Below are 19,093 nucleotides of genomic sequence, written 5' to 3' on the forward strand. Positions count from 1 at the left end.
AAGGCGTTGACCTCATTCTTAACCCACGCCATGCTGCCCTCTCCCCTCCCCCGCCGCTCAAGAACCCCATGCTCACCTGGCTGACCCGCGACTCGCTGACCTTCCCCCCCCTGGAAAAGGCCCTGCACGACCCCAACGGCCTGCTTGCCGCCGGCGGCGACCTGACCCCGGACCGCCTGGTCGCGGCCTATCGCCACGGCTGCTTCCCCTGGTACCAGGACGGCCAGCCGATCCTCTGGTGGTCGCCCGACCCGCGCACCGTGTTGTTCCCGGACGAGCTGCACGTCTCGCGCTCGCTGGCCAAGCTGATCCGCCAGGGCCGCTACCAGGTGAGCTTCGACAGCGATTTCGCGGCGGTGATCGCCGCCTGCGCCGCGCCGCGGAACTATGCCGACGGCACCTGGATCACCGACAACATGCGCGCCGCCTACTGCGAGCTGCACCGCCGCGGCATCGCCCATTCGGTGGAGGTGCGTCGCGACGGCGAGCTGGTCGGCGGCCTCTACGGCCTGGCCATGGGTCGGCTGTTCTTCGGCGAATCGATGTTCAGCCGCGCCGACAACGCCTCCAAGGTGGGCTTCGCGACCCTGGTCGAACACCTCAGGCAGGCCGGCTTCGTGCTGATCGACTGCCAGATGCCCACCGACCACCTGCACAGCCTGGGCGCCCGCGCCATCAGCCGGGTCGAGTTCGCCAACCACCTGGCGCGGTACCTGGATCAGCCCAGCAGCGCCAACTGGGTTGCCTAGGCGAGTTCCCGGAGCTGGCTTACACTTAGAGACAACGTCTCACCTAAGGGGTTGATCATGACAGAGCTGGCGCGGTTGAAGTTCTATGCCACTCAACCCCACTCCTGCAGCTACCTGCCGGATGAGCAGGCGACCACGCTGTTTCTCGACCCGAGCCAGCCGATGGACGTGCACGTCTATGCCGACCTGTCGGAGATGGGCTTTCGCCGCAGCGGCGATCACCTCTATCGCCCGCATTGCCAGCAATGCAACGCCTGCGTGCCGGCGCGCATCCCGGCGGCGCGCTTCATTCCCAACCGCCAGCAGCGCCGAATCCTCAAGCGCAACGCCGACCTGACCGTCACCGCCGCCCGCCCGTCCTTCAAGGAAGAATACTTCGACCTGTACCGGCGCTATATCGAGCAGCGCCACGCCGACGGCGACATGTACCCGCCCAGCCGCGACCAGTTCTCCACCTTCCTGGTCCGCGACCTGCCGTTCTGCTGGTTCTACGAGTTCCGCCTGGAGGGCCGGCTGCTGGCCGTGGCGGTGTGCGACCTGCTGCCCAATGGGCTGTCAGCGGTGTACACCTTCTACGAGCCCGACGAGGAGCGCCGCAGCCTGGGGCGCTATGCCATCCTCTGGCAGATCACCGAGGCCCTGCGCCAGGACCTCGAGGCGGTGTACCTCGGTTACTGGATCAAGAACTGCAAGAAAATGAATTACAAAACCCAGTATCGCCCCATCGAACTGCTGATCAACCAGCGCTGGGTCACCCTCAACTGAAAGGCATTGGCTTGAAACACAAATTTCGGGCATAATCCACGCCACTTTTTTTGCCCGGTGCAGTCGTGCGTCGGGCCATCACTGGATACCGAGGGCTTTACTGCATGTCGAAAGAAGACAGCTTCGAAATGGAAGGCACTGTCGTCGACACCCTGCCCAACACCATGTTCCGCGTGGAGTTGGAAAACGGGCACGTCGTTACCGCGCATATCTCTGGCAAAATGCGCAAGAACTATATCCGTATTCTCACTGGCGACAAGGTCCGCGTCGAACTGACGCCGTATGACCTGAGCAAGGGCCGCATCACCTACCGTGCGCGCTAAGCTCCAGCCATGAAAAAGCCCGGCCAATGTGCCGGGCTTTTTTGTGGGCTTCCATAAAACGGGGCTGCTGTGCAGCCCCAGCCTTACGCGACTTCAGCCGTGGTCTCGTAATCGAACACCAGCTCGCCATCGCGCAGGTCGATATGCACCACACCACCGTGCTCGGCCAGCTCGCCAAACAGGATCTCCTCGGCCAGCGGCCGCTTGATCTTGTCCTGGATCAGCCGCGCCATCGGCCGTGCGCCCATCTGCACGTCGTAGCCCGAGGCCGCCAGCCAGCCGCGGGCGGCGTCGGTGACCTCCAGCAGCACACGCTTGTCTTCCAGCTGCGCCTGCAGTTCGATGAGGAACTTGTCGACGATGCTCTTGATCGTCTCGTGGGACAGGCGGCCGAACTGGATGATGGTATCCAGGCGGTTGCGGAACTCCGGCGTGAAGCTCTTGCGGATGACCTCCATCGCGTCGGACGAGTGGTCCTGGTGGGTGAAGCCGATCGAGGCCCGCGCGGCGGTTTCGGCGCCGGCGTTGGTGGTCATGATCAGGATCACGTTGCGGAAGTCCGCCTTGCGCCCGTTGTTGTCGGTCAGGGTCCCGTGATCCATTACCTGCAGCAGCAGGTTGAAGACTTCCGGGTGGGCCTTCTCGATCTCGTCGAGCAGCAGCACGCAGTGCGGTTGCTTGGTGATGGCCTCGGTCAGCAGACCGCCCTGGTCGAACCCGACATAGCCGGGCGGCGCACCGATCAGGCGCGACACGGTATGCCGCTCCATGTACTCGGACATGTCGAAGCGCACCAGTTCCACGCCCAGGGCCTTGGCCAGCTGACGGGCGGCCTCGGTCTTGCCCACGCCGGTGGGGCCGGCGAACAGGAACGAGCCGACTGGCTTGTCCGGCGCCTTGAGGCCGGCACGGGACAGCTTGATGGCGGTGGCCAGCGAGTCGATCGCCGCATCCTGGCCGAACACGGTCAGTTTCAGGTCACGCTCGAGGTTGCGCAGCAGCTCCTTGTCGGAGCTGGTGACGTGCTTCGGCGGAATCCGCGCGATCTTGGCGACGATATCCTCGACCTGCGGCACGTCGATGCGCTTGACCCGATTGGCTTCCGGCTGCAGGCGCTGGTAGGCGCCGGCCTCGTCGATCACGTCGATGGCCTTGTCGGGCATATGCCGGTCGTTGATGTAGCGCGAGGCCAGTTCGGCGGCGGCGCGCAGGGCCTCGTCGCTGTACTCGATGTTGTGGTGGCTCTCGAAGCGGCCCTTGAGCCCGCGCAGGATGCCCACGGTGTCCTCCACCGACGGCTCGGTGACGTCGACTTTCTGGAAGCGCCGCGCCAGGGCGCGATCCTTCTCGAAGATGCCGCGGAACTCCTGGAAGGTGGTCGAGCCGATGCAACGGATCTCACCGGACGACAGCAGCGGCTTGAGCAGGTTGGACGCATCCATCACGCCACCGGAGGCCGCACCGGCGCCGATGATGGTGTGGATCTCGTCGATGAACAGGATCGCCTGCGGGCGCTTGCGCAGCTCGCCGAGCAGCGCCTTGAAGCGCTTCTCGAAGTCGCCGCGGTACTTGGTACCGGCCAGCAGCGCGCCGAGATCGAGGGAGTAGACCACGCTCTGCGCCAGCAGGTCGGGCACCTGCCCGTCGACGATGCGCTTGGCCAAGCCTTCGGCGATGGCGGTCTTGCCCACGCCGGCCTCGCCGACCAGCAGCGGGTTGTTCTTGCGCCGGCGGGCGAGGATCTGCGCCACGCGCTCGACCTCCTGCTCGCGCCCGACCAGCGGGTCGATGCGCCCAGCCCGGGCCAGTTCATTCAGGTTGCTGGCATAGGCGTCCAGCGGGTTGCTGGACGACGACGCTTCGCCGCCCTCCTCGTCCTGCATGTCCTGCTCGCTTTCGTTGTGCGAACCGTGGCCCGGCACCTTGCTGATGCCGTGGGCGATGTAGTTGACAACGTCGATGCGCGCCACGCTCTGCTGCTTGAGCAGGAACACTGCCTGGCTTTCCTGTTCGCTGAAGATCGCCACCAGCACATTGGCGCCGGTCACTTCGCGCTTGCCGGAGCTCTGCACGTGGAACACGGCACGCTGCAGCACACGCTGGAAGCCCAGGGTCGGTTGCGTCTCGCGGTCCTCGTCATGCACAGGGATCAGCGGGGTGGTCGAATCGATGAACTCCTGCAGGTCGTGCTTGAGTTTGTCGAGATTGGCGCCACAGGCGCGCAGAACGGTCGCGGCAGCCTCATTGTCAAGGAGTGCCAGCAGCAGGTGTTCGACGGTCATGAACTCATGACGCTTCGAACGGGCCTCCTTGAAGGCCAGATTGAGGGTGACTTCGAGCTCGCGGTTTAACATAGCTTCACCTCATACCCAAGTGGTCGGCGATTAACCGTCCTTCTCGATTTCACAGAGTAGCGGATGCTGGCTTTCCCTGGCGTATTGGTTGACCTGCATGGCCTTTGTCTCGGCGATGTCACGGGTAAACAATCCGCATACTGCCCGCCCTTCGGTATGGACGGTCAGCATGATCTTCGTTGCCAGCTCGCGGTTCAGATTGAAGAACGTCTCGAGCACTTCGACGACGAAATCCATCGGCGTGTAGTCATCGTTGAACAAAACCACCTTATACATCGGCGGCGCCTGCAGGATCGGCTTGGCCTCCTGGACGGCAAGGCCCGCGCCATCGTCCTCATGCCCGTCCTCATGCGACTGGGGGCGATCCTGATTGAATGTTAGTCGAATCTCACTGGGTACATGCATGGAAAGAATTTCATCATGATCGACAGGTTAAGGTTGTGGGTTGACCGCGCAGGCCGCTCCCGGCGCAGGCGCCGGCTGACCTTGACTATCGGCAAAACGGTGTTACAACCAATAAGAACCCACCGTGGTCGATAAAGATCCGCGCAGTCAACCAGATTTTCTCGCAAGGTTCGTATGCGGATGAAGTGGATGATACTCCAGTGATGGAGTCCTTTGCAGAGGGACATAGGGATGGCAAGCGGTAAAGTCAAGTGGTTCAACAATGCCAAGGGCTACGGATTCATCAACGAGGATGGCAAGACCGATGATCTGTTCGCCCACTATTCAGCGATCCAGATGGACGGTTACAAGACGCTGAAAGCCGGCCAGGCCGTGAACTTCGAGATCATCCAGGGCCCCAAAGGGCTGCACGCGACCGACATCAGAAGCGCCACCAGCAACGTCCAGGCCAGCGCGACGAACCCAAACAATACCGTCGAAGTCTGATTCCCAACCTGTCTGCCGGTAAACGAAAAAGCCGGTCGCCCCTTTAATATAAAGAGGCGACCGGTTTTTTTGCCCCGCTTACATGTGCTTGATCAGCGCCTCGCCAAAGCCCGAACTACCGACCAGGGTCGCGCCGTCCATCAGGCGCTCGAAGTCATAGGTCACGGTCTTGGCCGCAATGGCGCCATTGGTGCCCTTGATGATCAGGTCGGCCGCCTCGGTCCAGCCCATGTGCCGCAGCATCATTTCCGCCGAGAGGATCACCGAGCCCGGGTTGACCTGGTCCTTGCCGGCGTACTTCGGCGCGGTGCCATGTGTGGCCTCGAACATGGCCACGGTATCCGACAGGTTGGCGCCTGGCGCGATGCCGATACCACCCACTTCCGCCGCCAGGGCATCGGACAGGTAGTCGCCGTTGAGGTTGAGGGTGGCAATCACATCGTACTCGGCCGGACGCAGCAGGATCTGCTGGAGCATGGCGTCGGCGATGGCATCCTTGACGATCACCTCGCGGCCTGTCTTCGGATTCCTGAACTTCATCCACGGGCCGCCATCGAGCAGCTCGGCGCCGAACTCGTCGCGTGCCACCTCGTAGCCCCAGTCCTTGAAGGCCCCTTCGGTGAACTTCATGATGTTGCCCTTGTGCACCAGGGTCAGCGACTTGCGGTCGTTGTCCACCACATACTGCAGGGCCTTGCGCACCAGGCGCTTGGTGCCCTCCTTCGAGACTGGCTTGACGCCAATACCGCAGTCCTGGTCGAAGCGGATCTTGGTGACGCCCATTTCTTCCTTGAGGAACTTGATCACCTTGTTCGCCTCGGGCGAACCGGCCTTCCACTCGATGCCGGCATAGATGTCCTCGGAATTCTCGCGGAAGATCACCATGTCGACGTCACCCGGCTTTTTCACCGGGCTCGGCACGCCCTGGAACCAGACCACCGGGCGCAGGCACACATAGAGGTCGAGCTGCTGGCGCAGGGCCACGTTGAGCGAGCGGATGCCGCCGCCAACCGGGGTGGTCAGCGGCCCCTTGATCGACACCACGTAGTCGCGCACCGCATCCAGGGTTTCCTGGGGCAGCCAGGTATCCTGGTCGTAGACCTGGGTGGCCTTCTCGCCGGCGTACACCTCCATCCAGGCGATCTTGCGCTTGCCGCCGTAGGCTTTCTGCACGGCGGCGTCGACCACCTTGATCATCACCGGCGAGACGTCCACGCCAATGCCGTCACCTTCGATGTAGGGAATGATGGGGTTATCGGGAACGTTGAGCGAATGGTCTGCATTGACAGTGATCTTGGCACCATCAGACGGAACCTTGATTTTCTGGTATCCCATGCTGCACTACTCCGCTTTTCCTGGTGTGATTGGAAATCGTGCGATCCACTGAGCCTAAACCACATCTGCCGACCTGCAAGCTCGCTGCCACGACAGTCGAAAAAGGATTGGAAAATCCCCCTGGCAGCCTGCGGCAACACGCCACATTGCTCCTACGTCTTTGGTCTTATAAATGCGCTGATACCAGTTCACCTTGCTGAATAGCCCAAAGGGTTTGATATACTCCGGCGCGACCATAGGGTCATCGGGGCGAACCCTAGGAAAATGCGGCTCGCCCTTGGTCATGAATGACCGCAAAGCCTGGGTTGTTACCGCGGCCCAGCACTTGACGCTCGACTGATGCATCCACCATCACCGCTCGCAGCCTCTCGACTTTCCGCTCATGGCGTCGCCAGGGCGAAGCGCCTACCCTGCGCACCTCGAGACTCGAGTACGCTCAGCACATAGAGAGTTAACCCGCATGCCCACCCGTTCCAAGATCATCTACACCTTCACCGACGAAGCCCCCGCCCTCGCCACCTACTCGCTGCTGCCGATCGTCGAGGCCTTCACCGCTTCGGCCGATATCGCCGTCGAAACCCGTGACATCTCCCTGGCCGGCCGTATCCTCGCCGCCTTCCCGGAGCAACTGGGTGCCGAGAAGCAGGTAGGCGATCACCTGGCGGAACTGGGCCAGCTGGCCACCACCCCTGAAGCCAACATCATCAAGCTGCCGAACATCTCCGCGTCGGTTCCACAGCTGAAGGCCGCGATCAAGGAGCTGCAAGCCAAGGGCTTCAACATCCCCGACTATGCCGACGAGCCGGCCAGCGCCGAGGAAAAAGAATCCCGCGCCCGCTACGACCGCATCAAGGGCAGCGCCGTGAACCCGGTCCTGCGCGAAGGCAACTCCGACCGCCGCGCCCCGCTGTCGGTCAAGAACTACGCCCGCAAGCACCCGCACAAGATGGGCGCCTGGGCCGCCGACTCCAAGTCGCACGTTGCCCACATGACCCAGGGCGACTTCTACGGCAGCGAAAAAGCCGCGCTGATCGAGGCTGACGACAGCCTGCGCATCGAGCTGGTCGGCAAGGACGGCGCCACCACCGTCCTGAAAGAAAAAACCGCCGTCAAGGCCGCCGAAGTCATCGACTGCGCCACCCTGAGCCGCAAGGCCCTGAAAGCCTTCATCGCCGAGCAGATCGCCGATGCCAAGGCCTCTGGCGTGCTGCTGTCGGTGCACCTGAAAGCCACCATGATGAAGGTCTCCGACCCGATCATGTTCGGCGTGATCGTCGAAGAGTTCTACGGCGACGTACTGGCCAAGCACGCAGCCGCACTCAGCCAGGTGGGCTTCAACGCCAACAACGGCATCGGCGACCTGTACGCCCGCATCAAGGATCTGCCTGCCGAGAAGCAAGCCGAGATCGAAGCCGACATCCAGGCCCTGTACGCCGTTCGCCCGGCCCTGGCCATGGTCAACTCGGACAAGGGCATCACCAACCTGCACGTACCGAGCGACGTCATCGTCGACGCCTCGATGCCTGCGATGATCCGCGACTCGGGCAAGATGTGGAACACCGCCGGTGAACTGCAGGACGCCAAGGCGATCATCCCTGACCGCTGCTACGCCGGCATCTACCAGGCTACCATCGAAGACTGCAAGGCCAACGGCGCCTTCGACCCGACCACCATGGGCAGCGTGCCGAACGTCGGCCTGATGGCGCAAAAAGCCGAAGAGTACGGCTCCCACGACAAGACCTTCCAGATCAAGGCCGACGGCGTCGTGCGCGTGGTCGATGGCAAGGGCAAGGTCGTGCTGGAGCAGGACGTCGAAGCCGGTGACATCTTCCGTATGTGCCAGACCAAGGACGCGCCGATCCAGGACTGGGTCAAGCTGGCCGTCAACCGCGCCCGCCTGAGCAACACCCCGGCGGTGTTCTGGCTGGACCCGGCCCGCGCCCACGACGGCGTGATGATCGAGAAGGTGCAGCAGTACCTGAAGGATCACGACACCTCCGGCCTGGACATCCGCATCCTGGCCCCGGTCGACGCCATCAAGTTCTCCCTGGCCCGCATCCGCGAAGGCAAGGACACCATCTCGGTGACCGGCAACGTGCTGCGTGACTACCTGACCGACCTGTTCCCGATCATGGAACTGGGCACCAGCGCCAAGATGCTGTCGATCGTTCCGCTGATGAACGGCGGTGGCCTGTTCGAGACCGGCGCCGGTGGTTCGGCACCGAAGCACGTGCAGCAGCTGGTTGAAGAGAACTTCCTGCGCTGGGACTCGCTGGGTGAGTTCCTGGCCCTGGCCGCCTCTCTGGAGCACCTGGGCAACACCTACGACAACCCGCGCGCCAAGGTCCTGGCCAACACCCTGGACCAGGCTACCGGCAAGTTCCTCGACACCAACAAGTCGCCTTCGCGCAAGGTCGGCGGTATCGACAACCGTGGCAGCCACTTCTACCTGACCCTGTACTGGGCAGAAGCACTGGCCGCCCAGACCGACGACACCGCCCTGCAGGCGCGCTTCGCCCCGCTGGCCAAGACCCTGAGCGAGAACGAGGCGACCATCGTCGCCGAGCTCAACGCCGTCCAGGGCAAGCCGGCCGACATCGGTGGCTACTACGCCCCGGATGCCGAGCTGACCGCCAAGGTGATGCGCCCAAGCCAGACCCTGAACAGCGCCATCGCCGCCCTGTAAGGTTCGCTTGACGTAACAGCACAGACCCCGGCCACGCACCGGGGTTTGTGCTTTTTGAAGTTTGTGAAATCTCCCGTGGGAGCGGGCTTGCCCCGCGATTGCGCTGAACCTGTATGGGCGCAATCGCGGGGCAAGCCCGCTCCCACGCCCCGCCATGGAGCCCACTGTATGACCTGGCAACCCCACATCACCGTCGCCACCATCGTCGAACACGACGGCAAGTTCCTCTTCGTCGAGGAGTTCAAGGCCGGCCAACATGTATTCAATCAGCCCGCCGGCCACCTCGAGGCCAACGAGACCATCGCCCAGGCCGCCCTGCGCGAAACCCTCGAGGAAACCGCCTGGGAAGTCGAACTCACCGGCGTGGTCGGCATCTACCTCTATACCGCCCCGAGCAACGGCGTCACCTACCAGCGCATCTGCTTCGCCGCCCGCCCCGTGCACCATCATGCCGACCTGGCGCTGGACAGCGACATCGTCCGTGCCGTGTGGCTGACCCGCGACGAACTGCTGGCCGAGCCGTCACGCTGGCGCAGCGAGCTGGTACCGCGCTGCCTCGACGACTATCTCAAAGGCCCGCTGCACAGCCTCGACCTGCTGCGCGACTGACGCCAGCCCACGGGTTTGATAGAATCGGCGTTTTTCCCCTCTGATACACACCGGTAGCCATGACCAGCCCAGCACTCAAAGACCCCGCCAAGACCCGCGTCATCGTCGGCATGTCCGGCGGCGTGGACTCTTCCGTCTCCGCCCTTCTGCTCATCGAGCAGGGCTACCAGGTGGAAGGTCTGTTCATGAAGAACTGGGAAGAAGACGACGGCACCGAATACTGCACCGCCCGCGAAGACCTGGCCGACGCCCAGGCCGTGTGCGACCGCATCGGCATCAAGCTGCACACTGCCAACTTCGCCGCCGAATACTGGGACAACGTGTTCGAGCACTTCCTCGAGGAGTACAAGGCCGGCCGTACGCCCAACCCGGACATCCTCTGCAACCGCGAGATCAAGTTCAAGGCGTTCCTCGACTACGCCCTGTCCCTGGGCGCCGACCTGATCGCCACTGGCCACTACGTGCGCCGCCGCGACACTGGCGCGCTGACCGAGCTGCTCAAGGGCCTGGACCCGAACAAGGACCAGAGCTATTTCCTGCATGCCGTCGGCGGCAAGGAAATCGCCCGCACCCTGTTCCCGGTCGGCGAGCTGGAAAAGCCCGAGGTACGCGCCATCGCCGAAAAACACGGCCTGGCCACCGCCAAGAAGAAGGACTCCACCGGCATCTGCTTCATCGGCGAGCGTCGCTTCAGCGATTTTCTCAAGCAGTACCTGCCGGCCCAGCCCGGCGAGATCCAGACCACCGAGGGTGAAGTGATCGGCCAGCACCATGGCCTGATGTACCACACCATCGGCCAGCGCCAGGGCCTGGGCATCGGCGGCCTGAAGGACGCCGGCGACGAGCCGTGGTACGTGCTGGAAAAAGACGTCGCGCGCAATGTGCTGGTGGTCGGCCAGGGCAACGAGCACCCGTGGCTGTTCTCCCGCGCCCTCCTGGCCTCGGAAATTTTCTGGGTCAACCCGATCGACCTGTCCAGCCCGCGCCGCCTGACCGCCAAGGTGCGCTACCGCCAGGGCGACCAGCAGTGCACCCTGGAACGCACCGAGAGCGGCTACCGCGCCGTGTTCGACGAGCCGCAGCGCGCCGTCACCCCGGGCCAGTCGGTGGTGTTCTATGACGGCGAGGTGTGCCTGGGCGGCGGCGTGATCGAGATCGCCGAGCCGTGGAGCCCGCGCCGATGAACAACCTTCAGGAGCAGTTGGTCGCCCTGGGTGGTGTGTTCCAGGCCGCGGTGCTGGTCGACCGCATCGCCCGCACCGGCCAGGCCAGCGAAGCCAACATCGGTTGCATGCTCGGCAGCCTGCTGGTGCGCGACCCGAAGGATACCCTGGAGGTGTTCGGCGGCGACGACCTCAACCTGCGCGACGGCTACCGCGCGCTGGTCGGCGCCCTGGAGCGCGACCCCAGCAGCCTGCAGCGCGAACCGCTGCGCTACGCCCTGTCGATGCTGGGCCTTGAGCGCCAGCTGAACAAGCGTGGCGACATGCTCGACACCATCGGCAACCGCCTGCCGCAGATCCAGTCCCAGGCCGAGCATTTCGGCCTGGTTCACGAAAACGTCATTGCTTCCAGTGGAGCCTTGTACCAGGACACCCTGAGCACCCTACGCCAGCGCATCCAGGTGCACGGCGACATGCGTTTCCTGCAGCAGGCCAGCAACGCCTCGAAGATCCGCGCCCTGCTGCTGGCCGGCATCCGCGCGGCGCGCCTGTGGCGCCAGCTGGGCGGGCACCGCTGGCAGCTGGTGTTCAGCCGGCGCAAGTTGCTCAATGAACTGTACGGGATGATGCGTACCAACGATTGACGCAGAACCTGTAGGAGCGGCCTTGTGTCGCGAAAGGGCCGCAGCGCGGCCCCAGGATCTCGAGGCTGACTCAAGATTGCCGGGGCTGCTGCGCAGCCCTTTCGCGACAAAAGGCCGCTCCTACAGGGGATCGCAACAGTTTTGATAGGCCCGACCTTTGGTCAGCCACCCGACTCGGGCGCGTTTTTCATGTATGATATGCGCCCTTCCAAAAGCCTGACTGTCCGAGAACACCCCATGCAGCTCTCCTCGCTCACTGCGGTTTCCCCTGTAGACGGCCGTTATGCCGGCAAAACCCAGGCCTTGCGCCCCATCTTCAGCGAATTCGGCCTGATCCGTTTCCGCGCCTTGGTCGAAGTACGCTGGCTGCAGCGCCTGGCCGCCCACCCGCAGATCGGCGAAGTGCCGGCGTTCTCCGCCGAAGCCAACGCCGTGCTGGACAGCCTGGCCACCGATTTCAAACTTGAGCACGCCGAACGCGTCAAGGAAATCGAGCGCACCACCAACCACGACGTCAAGGCCATCGAGTACCTGCTCAAAGAGCAAGCGGCTCAACTGCCTGAGCTGGCCAAGGTCAGCGAGTTCATCCACTTCGCCTGCACCAGCGAGGACATCAATAACCTGTCCCACGCCCTGATGCTGCGCGCCGGCCGTGACGACGTGCTGCTGCCGCTGATGCGCCAGATCGCCGAATCCATCCGTGCCCTGGCCCACGCCCACGCCGATGTGCCGATGCTGTCGCGCACCCACGGCCAGCCGGCCTCGCCGACCACCCTGGGTAAAGAGCTGGCCAACGTCGTCTACCGCCTGGAGCGCCAGATCGCCCAGGTGTCAGCCGTGCCGCTGCTGGGCAAGATCAACGGCGCCGTGGGCAACTACAACGCCCACCTGTCGGCCTACTCGCAGATCGACTGGGAAGCCAACGCCCGCGCCTTCATCGAGGACGAGCTGGGCCTGGTGTTCAACCCCTACACCACCCAGATCGAGCCGCACGACTACATCGCCGAGCTGTTCGACGCCATCGCCCGCTTCAACACCATCCTCATCGACTTCGACCGCGACGTCTGGGGCTACATCTCGCTGGGCTACTTCAAGCAGAAGACCGTCGCCGGCGAAATCGGCTCCTCGACCATGCCGCACAAGGTCAACCCGATCGACTTCGAAAACTCCGAAGGCAACCTGGGCATCGCCAACGCACTGTTCCAGCACCTGGCCAGCAAGCTGCCGATCTCGCGCTGGCAGCGCGACCTGACTGACTCCACCGTGCTGCGCAACCTGGGCGTGGGCTTCGCCCACAGCGTCATCGCCTACGAAGCCAGCCTGAAAGGCATCGGCAAGCTGGAAGTCAACGCCGCCCGCATCGCCGCCGACCTGGACGCCTGCTGGGAAGTGCTGGCCGAGCCGATCCAGACCGTGATGCGCCGCTTCAACATCGAGAACCCCTACGAGAAGCTCAAGGAGCTGACCCGTGGCAAGGGCATCACCCCTGAAGCGCTGCTGACCTTCATCGACGGCCTGGACATGCCGGCCGAAGCCAAGGCCGAGCTCAAGCAACTGACCCCGGCGACCTACATCGGCAACGCCGTGGCCCAGGCCAAACGCATCTAAGCTGAGCGTCGCGTACAACGCCCGGCCTGGCCGGGCGTTTTTATTCCCGTACGAAAACTAAGTTTTTTCAATAGGTTGAACATGAATTCTGATACTCCACTGCAACTGTTGGGCGGCCTCACGGCCCGTGAATTCCTGCGCGACTACTGGCAGAAAAAGCCGCTGCTGGTGCGTCAGGCCTTCCCCGACTTCGTCAGCCCCATCGACGCCGACGAGCTGGCCGGCCTGGCCCTGGAAGAAGAAGTCGAGTCGCGCCTGGTACTCGAACACGGCGAGCGCCCGTGGGAGCTGCGCCGCGGCCCGTTCGCCGAGGACGCTTTCGCCGACCTGCCCGAGCGCGACTGGACCCTGCTGGTGCAGGCGGTTGACCAGTTCGTGCCGGAAGTGGCCGAGCTGCTCGAAGCGTTCCGCTTCCTGCCGAGCTGGCGCATCGACGATGTGATGATCAGCTATGCGGCGCCCGGCGGCAGCGTCGGCCCGCACTTCGACAACTACGACGTATTCCTGCTGCAGGGCGACGGCACGCGCAACTGGAAAGTCGGACAGATGTGCAACAGCGACAGCGCGCTGATCGACCACGCCGACCTGCGCATCCTGGCCGACTTCGAGCAGAGCGAAGAGTGGACCCTGGAGCCGGGTGACATGCTCTACCTGCCGCCGCGCCTGGCCCACTACGGCGTTGCCGAGAGCGAGTGCCTGACCTACTCGGTGGGCTTCCGCGCCCCGAGCGCCGCCGAAGTGCTGACCCACTTCACCGACTTCCTCGGCCAGTTCCTGCCGGAGGAAGAGCGCTACAGCGACGCCGACGCCCAGCCGGTCAGCGACCCGCACCAGATCCAGCACGACGCCCTCGACCGCCTCAAGGCGCTGATCGACAAGCACATGGCCGACAAGGACCTGCTGCTGACCTGGTTCGGCCAGTTCATGACCGAGCCGCGTTATCCCGAGCAGGTGGTGGGTGAAGAGCTGAGCGAGCAGGAGCTGCTCGACTACCTCGGCCAGGGCGCCATCCTGATCCGTAACCCGAGCGCACGCCTGGCCTGGTCGGAGTTCGGCGACGACCTGTTGCTGTTCGCCAGCGGTCGCAGCTGCCCGCTGCCGGGCAAACTGCGCGAGCTGCTGAAGCTGATCTGCTCCGCCGATGCCCTGCACAGCGAGAACCTTGGGCAGTGGCTGGAAGACGAAGACGGCCTGATGCTGGTACAACAGCTGGTCATGCAAGGCAGCCTGGGATTCGCCGATGAATAAGATCAGTGTTCGACTGGCCGACTGGCACAAGGACAACGCCGACATCCACCGTATCCGCAGCGCCGTGTTCGTCGCCGAGCAGCACGTGCCGCCGGAGCTGGAATTCGACGCAGAAGACCCGACCGCCGTGCACTTCCTGGCCATGGAGGGCGACTACCCGATCGGTACCGCCCGCCTGCTGCCCGACGGCACCATCGGCCGGGTCTCGGTGCTCAAGGACTGGCGCGGCCTGCATGTGGGCGACGCACTGATGCGCGCGGTGATCGTCGAGGCGCAGAACCGCGACCTCAAGCAGCAGATGCTCAGCGCCCAGGTGCACGCCACGCCATTCTATGAGCGCCTGGGGTTCCGCGTGGTCAGCGAGGAGTTCCTCGAGGCTGGCATTCCGCACGTGGACATGGTTCGCGACTCGCGCGAGATGGCCTGAGCCATCACGTTGGCCTGCTCTTTTAGGAGCGGCCTTGCCGAGGCGTCGGCAAGGCCGCTCCTAGAGGGTTACGCCCTACCCCTCAGGCAATCACAATCTGCCCATCCCCCACCCCCTGGGCCGAGATCCCCACCAGCGTCACGCTATCCCCCCCGAACTTCAGCACCAGGTCATTGCCAACCTGGCTGGCATGGGCACGCCAGTCCGGCGCCGCCGTACCTCTGTCCACGCCAATGAACACCAGCCGGTCCTGCCCGGAGAAGTCCAGCACCCGATCCTGGCCAAAATGCTCGCTGAACAGGAAGGTGTCGCGCCCGCCGCCGCCAATGAGCACATCGTTGCCCGCGCCGCCGACCAGCACGTCATTGCCAGCACCGCCCTGCAGCCGATCGTCACCGCCCAGGCCAAACAACCACTGACCCTGGTTGCCCGCCACCAGTTGGTCGCCAGCCTGGGTGCCGTTGAGCGAAGACGCGTAGGGCGTGACCTTGCCGCTCTCGAACAGCCCCTGCGCCGCGACCCCATGGCTGACCTCCTTGCTGAAGATCAGCAGGCTCGACTCCTTGCTCACCAGGTTCTCGACATTGCGCACCAGGCTGATGCCGCCCTGGGCGTCGCGCACGTACAGCGTGCCCTCGCCGTCCCGGGCGATGCTCAGGTTGGCCAGGGCGTCCTGCAGCTTCAGGGTGTCATGGCCGGCGCCGCCGTCGATCAGGTTGAAGCCGCCGTCGTCGCGGAAGGTGTCATTGCCGGCCCGCCCCTCAAGGTAGTCGTTGCCACGCCCGCCGTGGATCAGGTCATCCTGGTCGGAGCCGATGATGAAGGTGCTGCCTTTGTGCGGCTCGGCATTGCGGTTGAGGTCCTCGACCCAGGTCGAGCCACGGGTGACATCGGACAGGTTGCTGACCACGATGGTCGAGTCGCGGCTGGTCCATTGATAGAACGACGCCCCCAGCACCCGACCAAGGCCATCGGCGTAGGCCGTCGGCAGGTGCGACAACCAAGTGGCGATGTTGCCGATGGAGAACGGCAGCAGGTTCCAGGCGTCGGAGGCGCAGTGGTCGTTGAAGTTGACAATGTTGTTGGTGGCCGAGGCCTTGGCGCCGTCGTGCACGCCCAGGGTGCCCCAGGTTGCCGAGGTGCCGTCGAGCACGCGGAACACCGGGTCGTTCTCATAGCCGATATTGAGCACCTTGCTGGCGTCGGCGGCCTGGGTCGGCGAGGCGAAGGCGACGTAACGCGCATCCTGGTAGAAACCGCCCCAGCGCGAGCCGCTGAGATCGGCCAGGCTGTTGACCGCCAGGCCGCCTAGGCTGTGACCACTGACGGTGACATCGGCGCCGCTCAGGCCGTTGGCCTTGGCGAAGGCCGCCACATCGGCGAGCAGTTGCCCGAATGCGTTACCGGCGTAGTCACGGGCATAACCGGCCGGGCCGATCGCCGCCAGCAGGTCGTTGATGGCGTCACCGATGGTGTCACCCAGCAGGTTCTCACGCGGGCCGCTGGTGCCGCGGAAGGCGATGCCGATGCCGCTGAGCTGGCCGGCGGCATCGTAGCGCCCAAGGATTTCCACCTGTGCCGAGGTGTAGCCCGGCGCTTCGCCATGGAATGTGCCGCGGGCGTCGGTCTTGCCCTGGTAGCCCAGCTGCGCCGCGCTGATCGGCGTCCAGCCGGCGGCCTTGACCTGCGCCAGGGCCCGGGCTTCGGAGTCAGGGTTCCAGGGGATGCCGGGAATGACGCCCTGACTGTCGGTGCCGCCGATCAGCGCCTTGACCAGGGTGGCCGGCAGGCCCAGGCCAAAACCGTACTTCTGGTAGCCGGCGCTGAAGCCATCGTCGATGCCATGGTAGGCATAGGTGGCCAGGGCCATGGCATCTTTATAGAGCGAGGAGGAGGCAGTGCTGTCGAGCTGTCGGTAATCGAAAACGGGCATTGGTTTACATCCCTGTTGTTCTTGTAGGAAGGACACCCCAGCGACATCGTCCAGTGACACAACTGGCGGGCGAAAGGCAAAGCTGGCACGCATTTGCCGAGTCGTCCAACCCCAAGGGGTGACTACCCTGCCAAACATGCGGGCGAAAAACCTGTACATGCATACAGATAAAGCTTGCCTGCACGCCCTGGCTTGCGCATCCTAGTGCCCATCTTCCGCGATCAAGCGTTCCGGCCATGCGCCTCTTTCTCTGCGAAAAACCCTCCCAGGCAAAAGACATCGCCAAGGTCCTCGGCGCCCAGCGGCGTGGCGACGGCTGCTGGCAAGGCACCGATGTTTGCGTGACCTGGTGCATCGGCCACCTGCTCGAGACCGCCCCACCAGACAGCTACGACGAGCGCTACAAGCGCTGGGTCCTCGAGGACCTGCCGATCATCCCGCAAAAGTGGAAGATGACCGTCAAGCCCAAGACCGCCAGCCAGTACAGGGCGGTCAAGCGCCTGCTCGGCGAGGCCCGCGAACTGGTGATCGCCACCGACGCCGACCGCGAGGGCGAGATGATCGCCCGGGAGCTGGTCGAGCACTGTCGCTACCGAGGGCCGATCCAGCGTCTGTGGCTGTCGGCGCTGGACGATGCCTCGATCCGCAAGGCGCTGGGCCGCCTGCTGCCGGGCCAGGAGACCTTCAGCCTGTACCATTCGGCCCTCGGCCGCTCGCGGGCCGACTGGCTGATCGGCATGAACATGAGCCGCCTGTTCACCCTGCTCGGCCGCCAGTCCGGCTATCAGGGCGTGCTGCCGGTAGGCCGGGTGCAGACACCGACGCTGCGCCTGGTGGTGGACCGCGACCGCAGCATCGCCGACTTCGTGCCGGTGCCTTTCTGGGCCATCGAGGTGCAACTGGAAAGCACCGGCAGCGTGTTCAACGCCCAGTGGCGCGCGCCGGAGGACGCCTGCGACGACCAGGGTCGCTGCCTGAGGCAGGACCTTGCCCAGCTGGCGGCCGCCGACATGCAGGCGGCCGCCAGCGCCCGGGTGCGCAAGATCGCCACCGAACGCGTGCGCGAGGCGGCTCCCCTGCCTTTCGACCTCGGCACCCTGCAGGAGGTGTGCTCGAAGAAGCTCGGCCTCGGCGCCCAGGAGACCCTGGACATCGCCCAGGCCCTGTACGAGACCCACAAACTCATCACCTACCCGCGCAGCGACAGCGGCTACCTGCCTCTCAGCCAGCACGGCGAGGCCGCCGGCATCCTCGCCGCCCTTCAGCGCGCAGACGACAGCCTCGCGCCGCTGCGGCCGCACCTGGACCCGGGTCGCCGCTCACGGGCATGGAACGACCAGAAGGTCAGCGCCCACCACGGCATCATCCCCACCGCCGCCGCCAGCGACCCGGCGCGCCTGCCGCCCAAGTACAAGGCGGTGTATACCCTGATCCGCGCCCGTTACCTGGCGCAGTTCCTGCCCAACCACGAGTACGACCGCACCCAGGCCGAGTTCGATTGCGCCGGTCATGCGCTGCGGGCGGTGGGCAAGCAGATCGTCGAGCCGGGTTGGCGCCGGGCGCTGCCCGAGGCACTGACCCCAACCAAGGGTCGCGAGGCGCCACCGGCCCAGGTGCTGCCGGCGCTGCGCGAAGGCCAGGACTGCGCAGTGCGAGACCTGCAGTTGAAGGACCTGTGGACCCAGCCGCCCAAGCCCTTTACCGAAGGCGACCTGATCAAGGCGATGAAGAACGTCGCCAAGCTGGTCGACGACCCTCGCCTGAAACAGAAGCTCAAGGAAACCACTGGCATCGGCACCGAGGCCACCCGGGCCAGCATCATCCAGGGCCTGCTCGACCGTGGCTACCTGGTCAAGAACGGCAAGGCGCTGTCGGCCACGCCCGCCGCCTTCAGCCTGATCGACGCCGTGCCGCGGGCCATTGCCGACCCCGGCACCACGGCGATCTGGGAACAGGCGCTGGACATGGTGCAGAGCGGCGAGATGAGCCTGGACGAGTTCGTCACCCGCCAGTCGGCCTGGATGGGCAAGCTGGTGCAACGGTGCAGCGGCCTGCGCCTGACCATCAGCGGGCCAGCAGCGGGCAAGGCGGCGGCGCCTTGGAAGAAGAAGCGCAAGGGTGCCGCCAAGGGCAAGACAGCAGCCAGCAAGCCCCGACAGCCGCGGCGCAAGGCATCTACATAAGGTAGACGAGCTCCAGCTCAACCTGTGGGAGCGGCCTTGCGTCGCGAAAGGGGCGCGCAGCGGCCCCAGGATCTCAGCGCTAGATAGAGAATGTCAGGGGCCGCTCTGCGACCCTTTCGCGACGCAAGGCCGCTCCCACAGAAAACGCGTAAATACCGACCGTCATGCTAGGCAC

16 protein-coding genes are annotated in these 19,093 nt (G+C 64.5%); 12 read left to right on the top strand and 4 right to left on the bottom strand.

What is annotated here, in order from left to right; all coding sequences use genetic code 11:
* The first annotated feature begins 68 nt into the window (after positions 1-68).
* The 3 genes from aat to infA all read left to right on the top strand — a co-directional run bounded on the left by aat (position 69) and on the right by infA (position 1,837).
* Positions 69-749, top strand: a complete 681-nt coding sequence (gene aat, locus AC25M7_RS05830; protein WP_062359670.1) for a leucyl/phenylalanyl-tRNA--protein transferase — start codon at positions 69-71, stop codon at positions 747-749.
* Between the two features lie 57 nt (positions 750-806).
* A complete protein-coding gene (locus AC25M7_RS05835) occupies positions 807-1,514 on the top strand; it encodes an arginyltransferase (protein WP_028692388.1) in 708 nt (235 codons plus the stop codon).
* Positions 1,515-1,618: 104 nt separating this feature from the next.
* Positions 1,619-1,837 carry a translation initiation factor IF-1 gene (gene infA, locus AC25M7_RS05840; protein ID WP_002553999.1) on the top strand — a complete coding sequence of 73 codons (219 nt, stop codon included), beginning with the start codon at positions 1,619-1,621 and terminating at the stop codon, positions 1,835-1,837.
* An 83-nt stretch (positions 1,838-1,920) separates the two neighbouring features.
* Here infA and clpA read toward each other — a convergent pair whose 3' ends face one another.
* Together clpA and clpS are read right to left on the bottom strand one after the other, a co-directional pair.
* Positions 1,921-4,191 carry an ATP-dependent Clp protease ATP-binding subunit ClpA gene (clpA, locus tag AC25M7_RS05845; RefSeq protein ID WP_028692389.1) on the bottom strand — a complete coding sequence of 757 codons (2,271 nt, stop codon included), beginning with the start codon at positions 4,189-4,191 and terminating at the stop codon, positions 1,921-1,923.
* 30 nt (positions 4,192-4,221) lie between these two features.
* Complete coding sequence (clpS, locus tag AC25M7_RS05850) at positions 4,222-4,596, bottom strand: ATP-dependent Clp protease adapter ClpS (RefSeq protein ID WP_028692390.1); 375 nt, start codon at positions 4,594-4,596, stop codon at positions 4,222-4,224.
* A gap of 231 nt (positions 4,597-4,827) precedes the next feature.
* Between clpS and cspD the strand changes: the two genes are divergently transcribed.
* On the top strand, positions 4,828-5,082 hold the full coding sequence (gene cspD / locus AC25M7_RS05855) for a cold shock domain-containing protein CspD (protein WP_036986657.1): 255 nt from the start codon (positions 4,828-4,830) through the stop codon (positions 5,080-5,082).
* Positions 5,083-5,160: 78 nt separating this feature from the next.
* Here the strand turns inward: cspD and icd are convergent, their stop codons facing one another.
* Complete coding sequence (gene icd, locus AC25M7_RS05860) at positions 5,161-6,417, bottom strand: NADP-dependent isocitrate dehydrogenase (RefSeq protein WP_028692392.1); 1,257 nt, start codon at positions 6,415-6,417, stop codon at positions 5,161-5,163.
* Positions 6,418-6,877: 460 nt separating this feature from the next.
* Here icd and AC25M7_RS05865 point away from each other — a divergent pair, with 460 nt between their 5' ends.
* The 7 genes from AC25M7_RS05865 to AC25M7_RS05895 all read left to right on the top strand — a co-directional run bounded on the left by AC25M7_RS05865 (position 6,878) and on the right by AC25M7_RS05895 (position 14,802).
* Complete coding sequence (locus AC25M7_RS05865; RefSeq protein ID WP_062359668.1) at positions 6,878-9,103, top strand: NADP-dependent isocitrate dehydrogenase; 2,226 nt, start codon at positions 6,878-6,880, stop codon at positions 9,101-9,103.
* 168 nt (positions 9,104-9,271) lie between these two features.
* Entirely contained in the window at positions 9,272-9,712 is a 441-nt protein-coding gene (locus tag AC25M7_RS05870; RefSeq protein ID WP_028692394.1) for an NUDIX hydrolase, read from the top strand.
* A 59-nt stretch (positions 9,713-9,771) separates the two neighbouring features.
* Positions 9,772-10,896, top strand: a complete 1,125-nt coding sequence (mnmA, locus tag AC25M7_RS05875) for a tRNA 2-thiouridine(34) synthase MnmA (protein ID WP_207852813.1) — start codon at positions 9,772-9,774, stop codon at positions 10,894-10,896.
* A complete protein-coding gene (hflD, locus tag AC25M7_RS05880; RefSeq protein WP_028692396.1) occupies positions 10,893-11,519 on the top strand; it encodes a high frequency lysogenization protein HflD in 627 nt (208 codons plus the stop codon). The genes mnmA and hflD overlap by 4 nt, the downstream gene beginning before the upstream one ends.
* 237 nt (positions 11,520-11,756) lie before the next feature.
* Complete coding sequence (gene purB / locus AC25M7_RS05885; protein WP_182323407.1) at positions 11,757-13,127, top strand: adenylosuccinate lyase; 1,371 nt, start codon at positions 11,757-11,759, stop codon at positions 13,125-13,127.
* Positions 13,128-13,208: 81 nt separating this feature from the next.
* Positions 13,209-14,375 carry a ribosomal protein uL16 3-hydroxylase gene (locus AC25M7_RS05890; RefSeq protein WP_028692398.1) on the top strand — a complete coding sequence of 389 codons (1,167 nt, stop codon included), beginning with the start codon at positions 13,209-13,211 and terminating at the stop codon, positions 14,373-14,375.
* A complete protein-coding gene (locus tag AC25M7_RS05895; RefSeq protein WP_028692399.1) occupies positions 14,368-14,802 on the top strand; it encodes a GNAT family N-acetyltransferase in 435 nt (144 codons plus the stop codon). The genes AC25M7_RS05890 and AC25M7_RS05895 overlap by 8 nt, the downstream gene beginning before the upstream one ends.
* Before the next feature lie 82 nt (positions 14,803-14,884).
* On the opposite strand, the gene AC25M7_RS05900 is transcribed toward AC25M7_RS05895, so the two are convergent.
* The gene (locus AC25M7_RS05900) at positions 14,885-16,735 is read right to left on the bottom strand and encodes a polyurethane esterase (RefSeq protein WP_486970832.1); all 1,851 of its coding nucleotides are present in this window, start codon (positions 16,733-16,735) and stop codon (positions 14,885-14,887) included.
* Positions 16,736-16,971: 236 nt separating this feature from the next.
* On the opposite strand from AC25M7_RS05900, the gene AC25M7_RS05905 reads away from it, so the two are divergent.
* A complete protein-coding gene (locus AC25M7_RS05905; RefSeq protein ID WP_241412544.1) occupies positions 16,972-18,918 on the top strand; it encodes a DNA topoisomerase III in 1,947 nt (648 codons plus the stop codon).
* Positions 18,919-19,093 lie beyond the last annotated feature (175 nt).

The organism is Pseudomonas sp. P106(2024) (assembly GCF_057480815.1).

Coding starts and splice junctions, on each gene's coding strand:
- aat (WP_062359670.1), top strand. CDS start 69: ATGCTCACCTGGCTGACCCGCGACTCGCTGACCTTCCCCCCCCTGGAA.
- AC25M7_RS05835 (WP_028692388.1), top strand. CDS start 807: ATGACAGAGCTGGCGCGGTTGAAGTTCTATGCCACTCAACCCCACTCC.
- infA (WP_002553999.1), top strand. CDS start 1,619: ATGTCGAAAGAAGACAGCTTCGAAATGGAAGGCACTGTCGTCGACACC.
- clpA (WP_028692389.1), bottom strand. CDS start 4,191: ATGTTAAACCGCGAGCTCGAAGTCACCCTCAATCTGGCCTTCAAGGAG.
- clpS (WP_028692390.1), bottom strand. CDS start 4,596: ATGCATGTACCCAGTGAGATTCGACTAACATTCAATCAGGATCGCCCC.
- cspD (WP_036986657.1), top strand. CDS start 4,828: ATGGCAAGCGGTAAAGTCAAGTGGTTCAACAATGCCAAGGGCTACGGA.
- icd (WP_028692392.1), bottom strand. CDS start 6,417: ATGGGATACCAGAAAATCAAGGTTCCGTCTGATGGTGCCAAGATCACT.
- AC25M7_RS05865 (WP_062359668.1), top strand. CDS start 6,878: ATGCCCACCCGTTCCAAGATCATCTACACCTTCACCGACGAAGCCCCC.
- AC25M7_RS05870 (WP_028692394.1), top strand. CDS start 9,272: ATGACCTGGCAACCCCACATCACCGTCGCCACCATCGTCGAACACGAC.
- mnmA (WP_207852813.1), top strand. CDS start 9,772: ATGACCAGCCCAGCACTCAAAGACCCCGCCAAGACCCGCGTCATCGTC.
- hflD (WP_028692396.1), top strand. CDS start 10,893: ATGAACAACCTTCAGGAGCAGTTGGTCGCCCTGGGTGGTGTGTTCCAG.
- purB (WP_182323407.1), top strand. CDS start 11,757: ATGCAGCTCTCCTCGCTCACTGCGGTTTCCCCTGTAGACGGCCGTTAT.
- AC25M7_RS05890 (WP_028692398.1), top strand. CDS start 13,209: ATGAATTCTGATACTCCACTGCAACTGTTGGGCGGCCTCACGGCCCGT.
- AC25M7_RS05895 (WP_028692399.1), top strand. CDS start 14,368: ATGAATAAGATCAGTGTTCGACTGGCCGACTGGCACAAGGACAACGCC.
- AC25M7_RS05900 (WP_486970832.1), bottom strand. CDS start 16,735: ATGCCCGTTTTCGATTACCGACAGCTCGACAGCACTGCCTCCTCCTCG.
- AC25M7_RS05905 (WP_241412544.1), top strand. CDS start 16,972: ATGCGCCTCTTTCTCTGCGAAAAACCCTCCCAGGCAAAAGACATCGCC.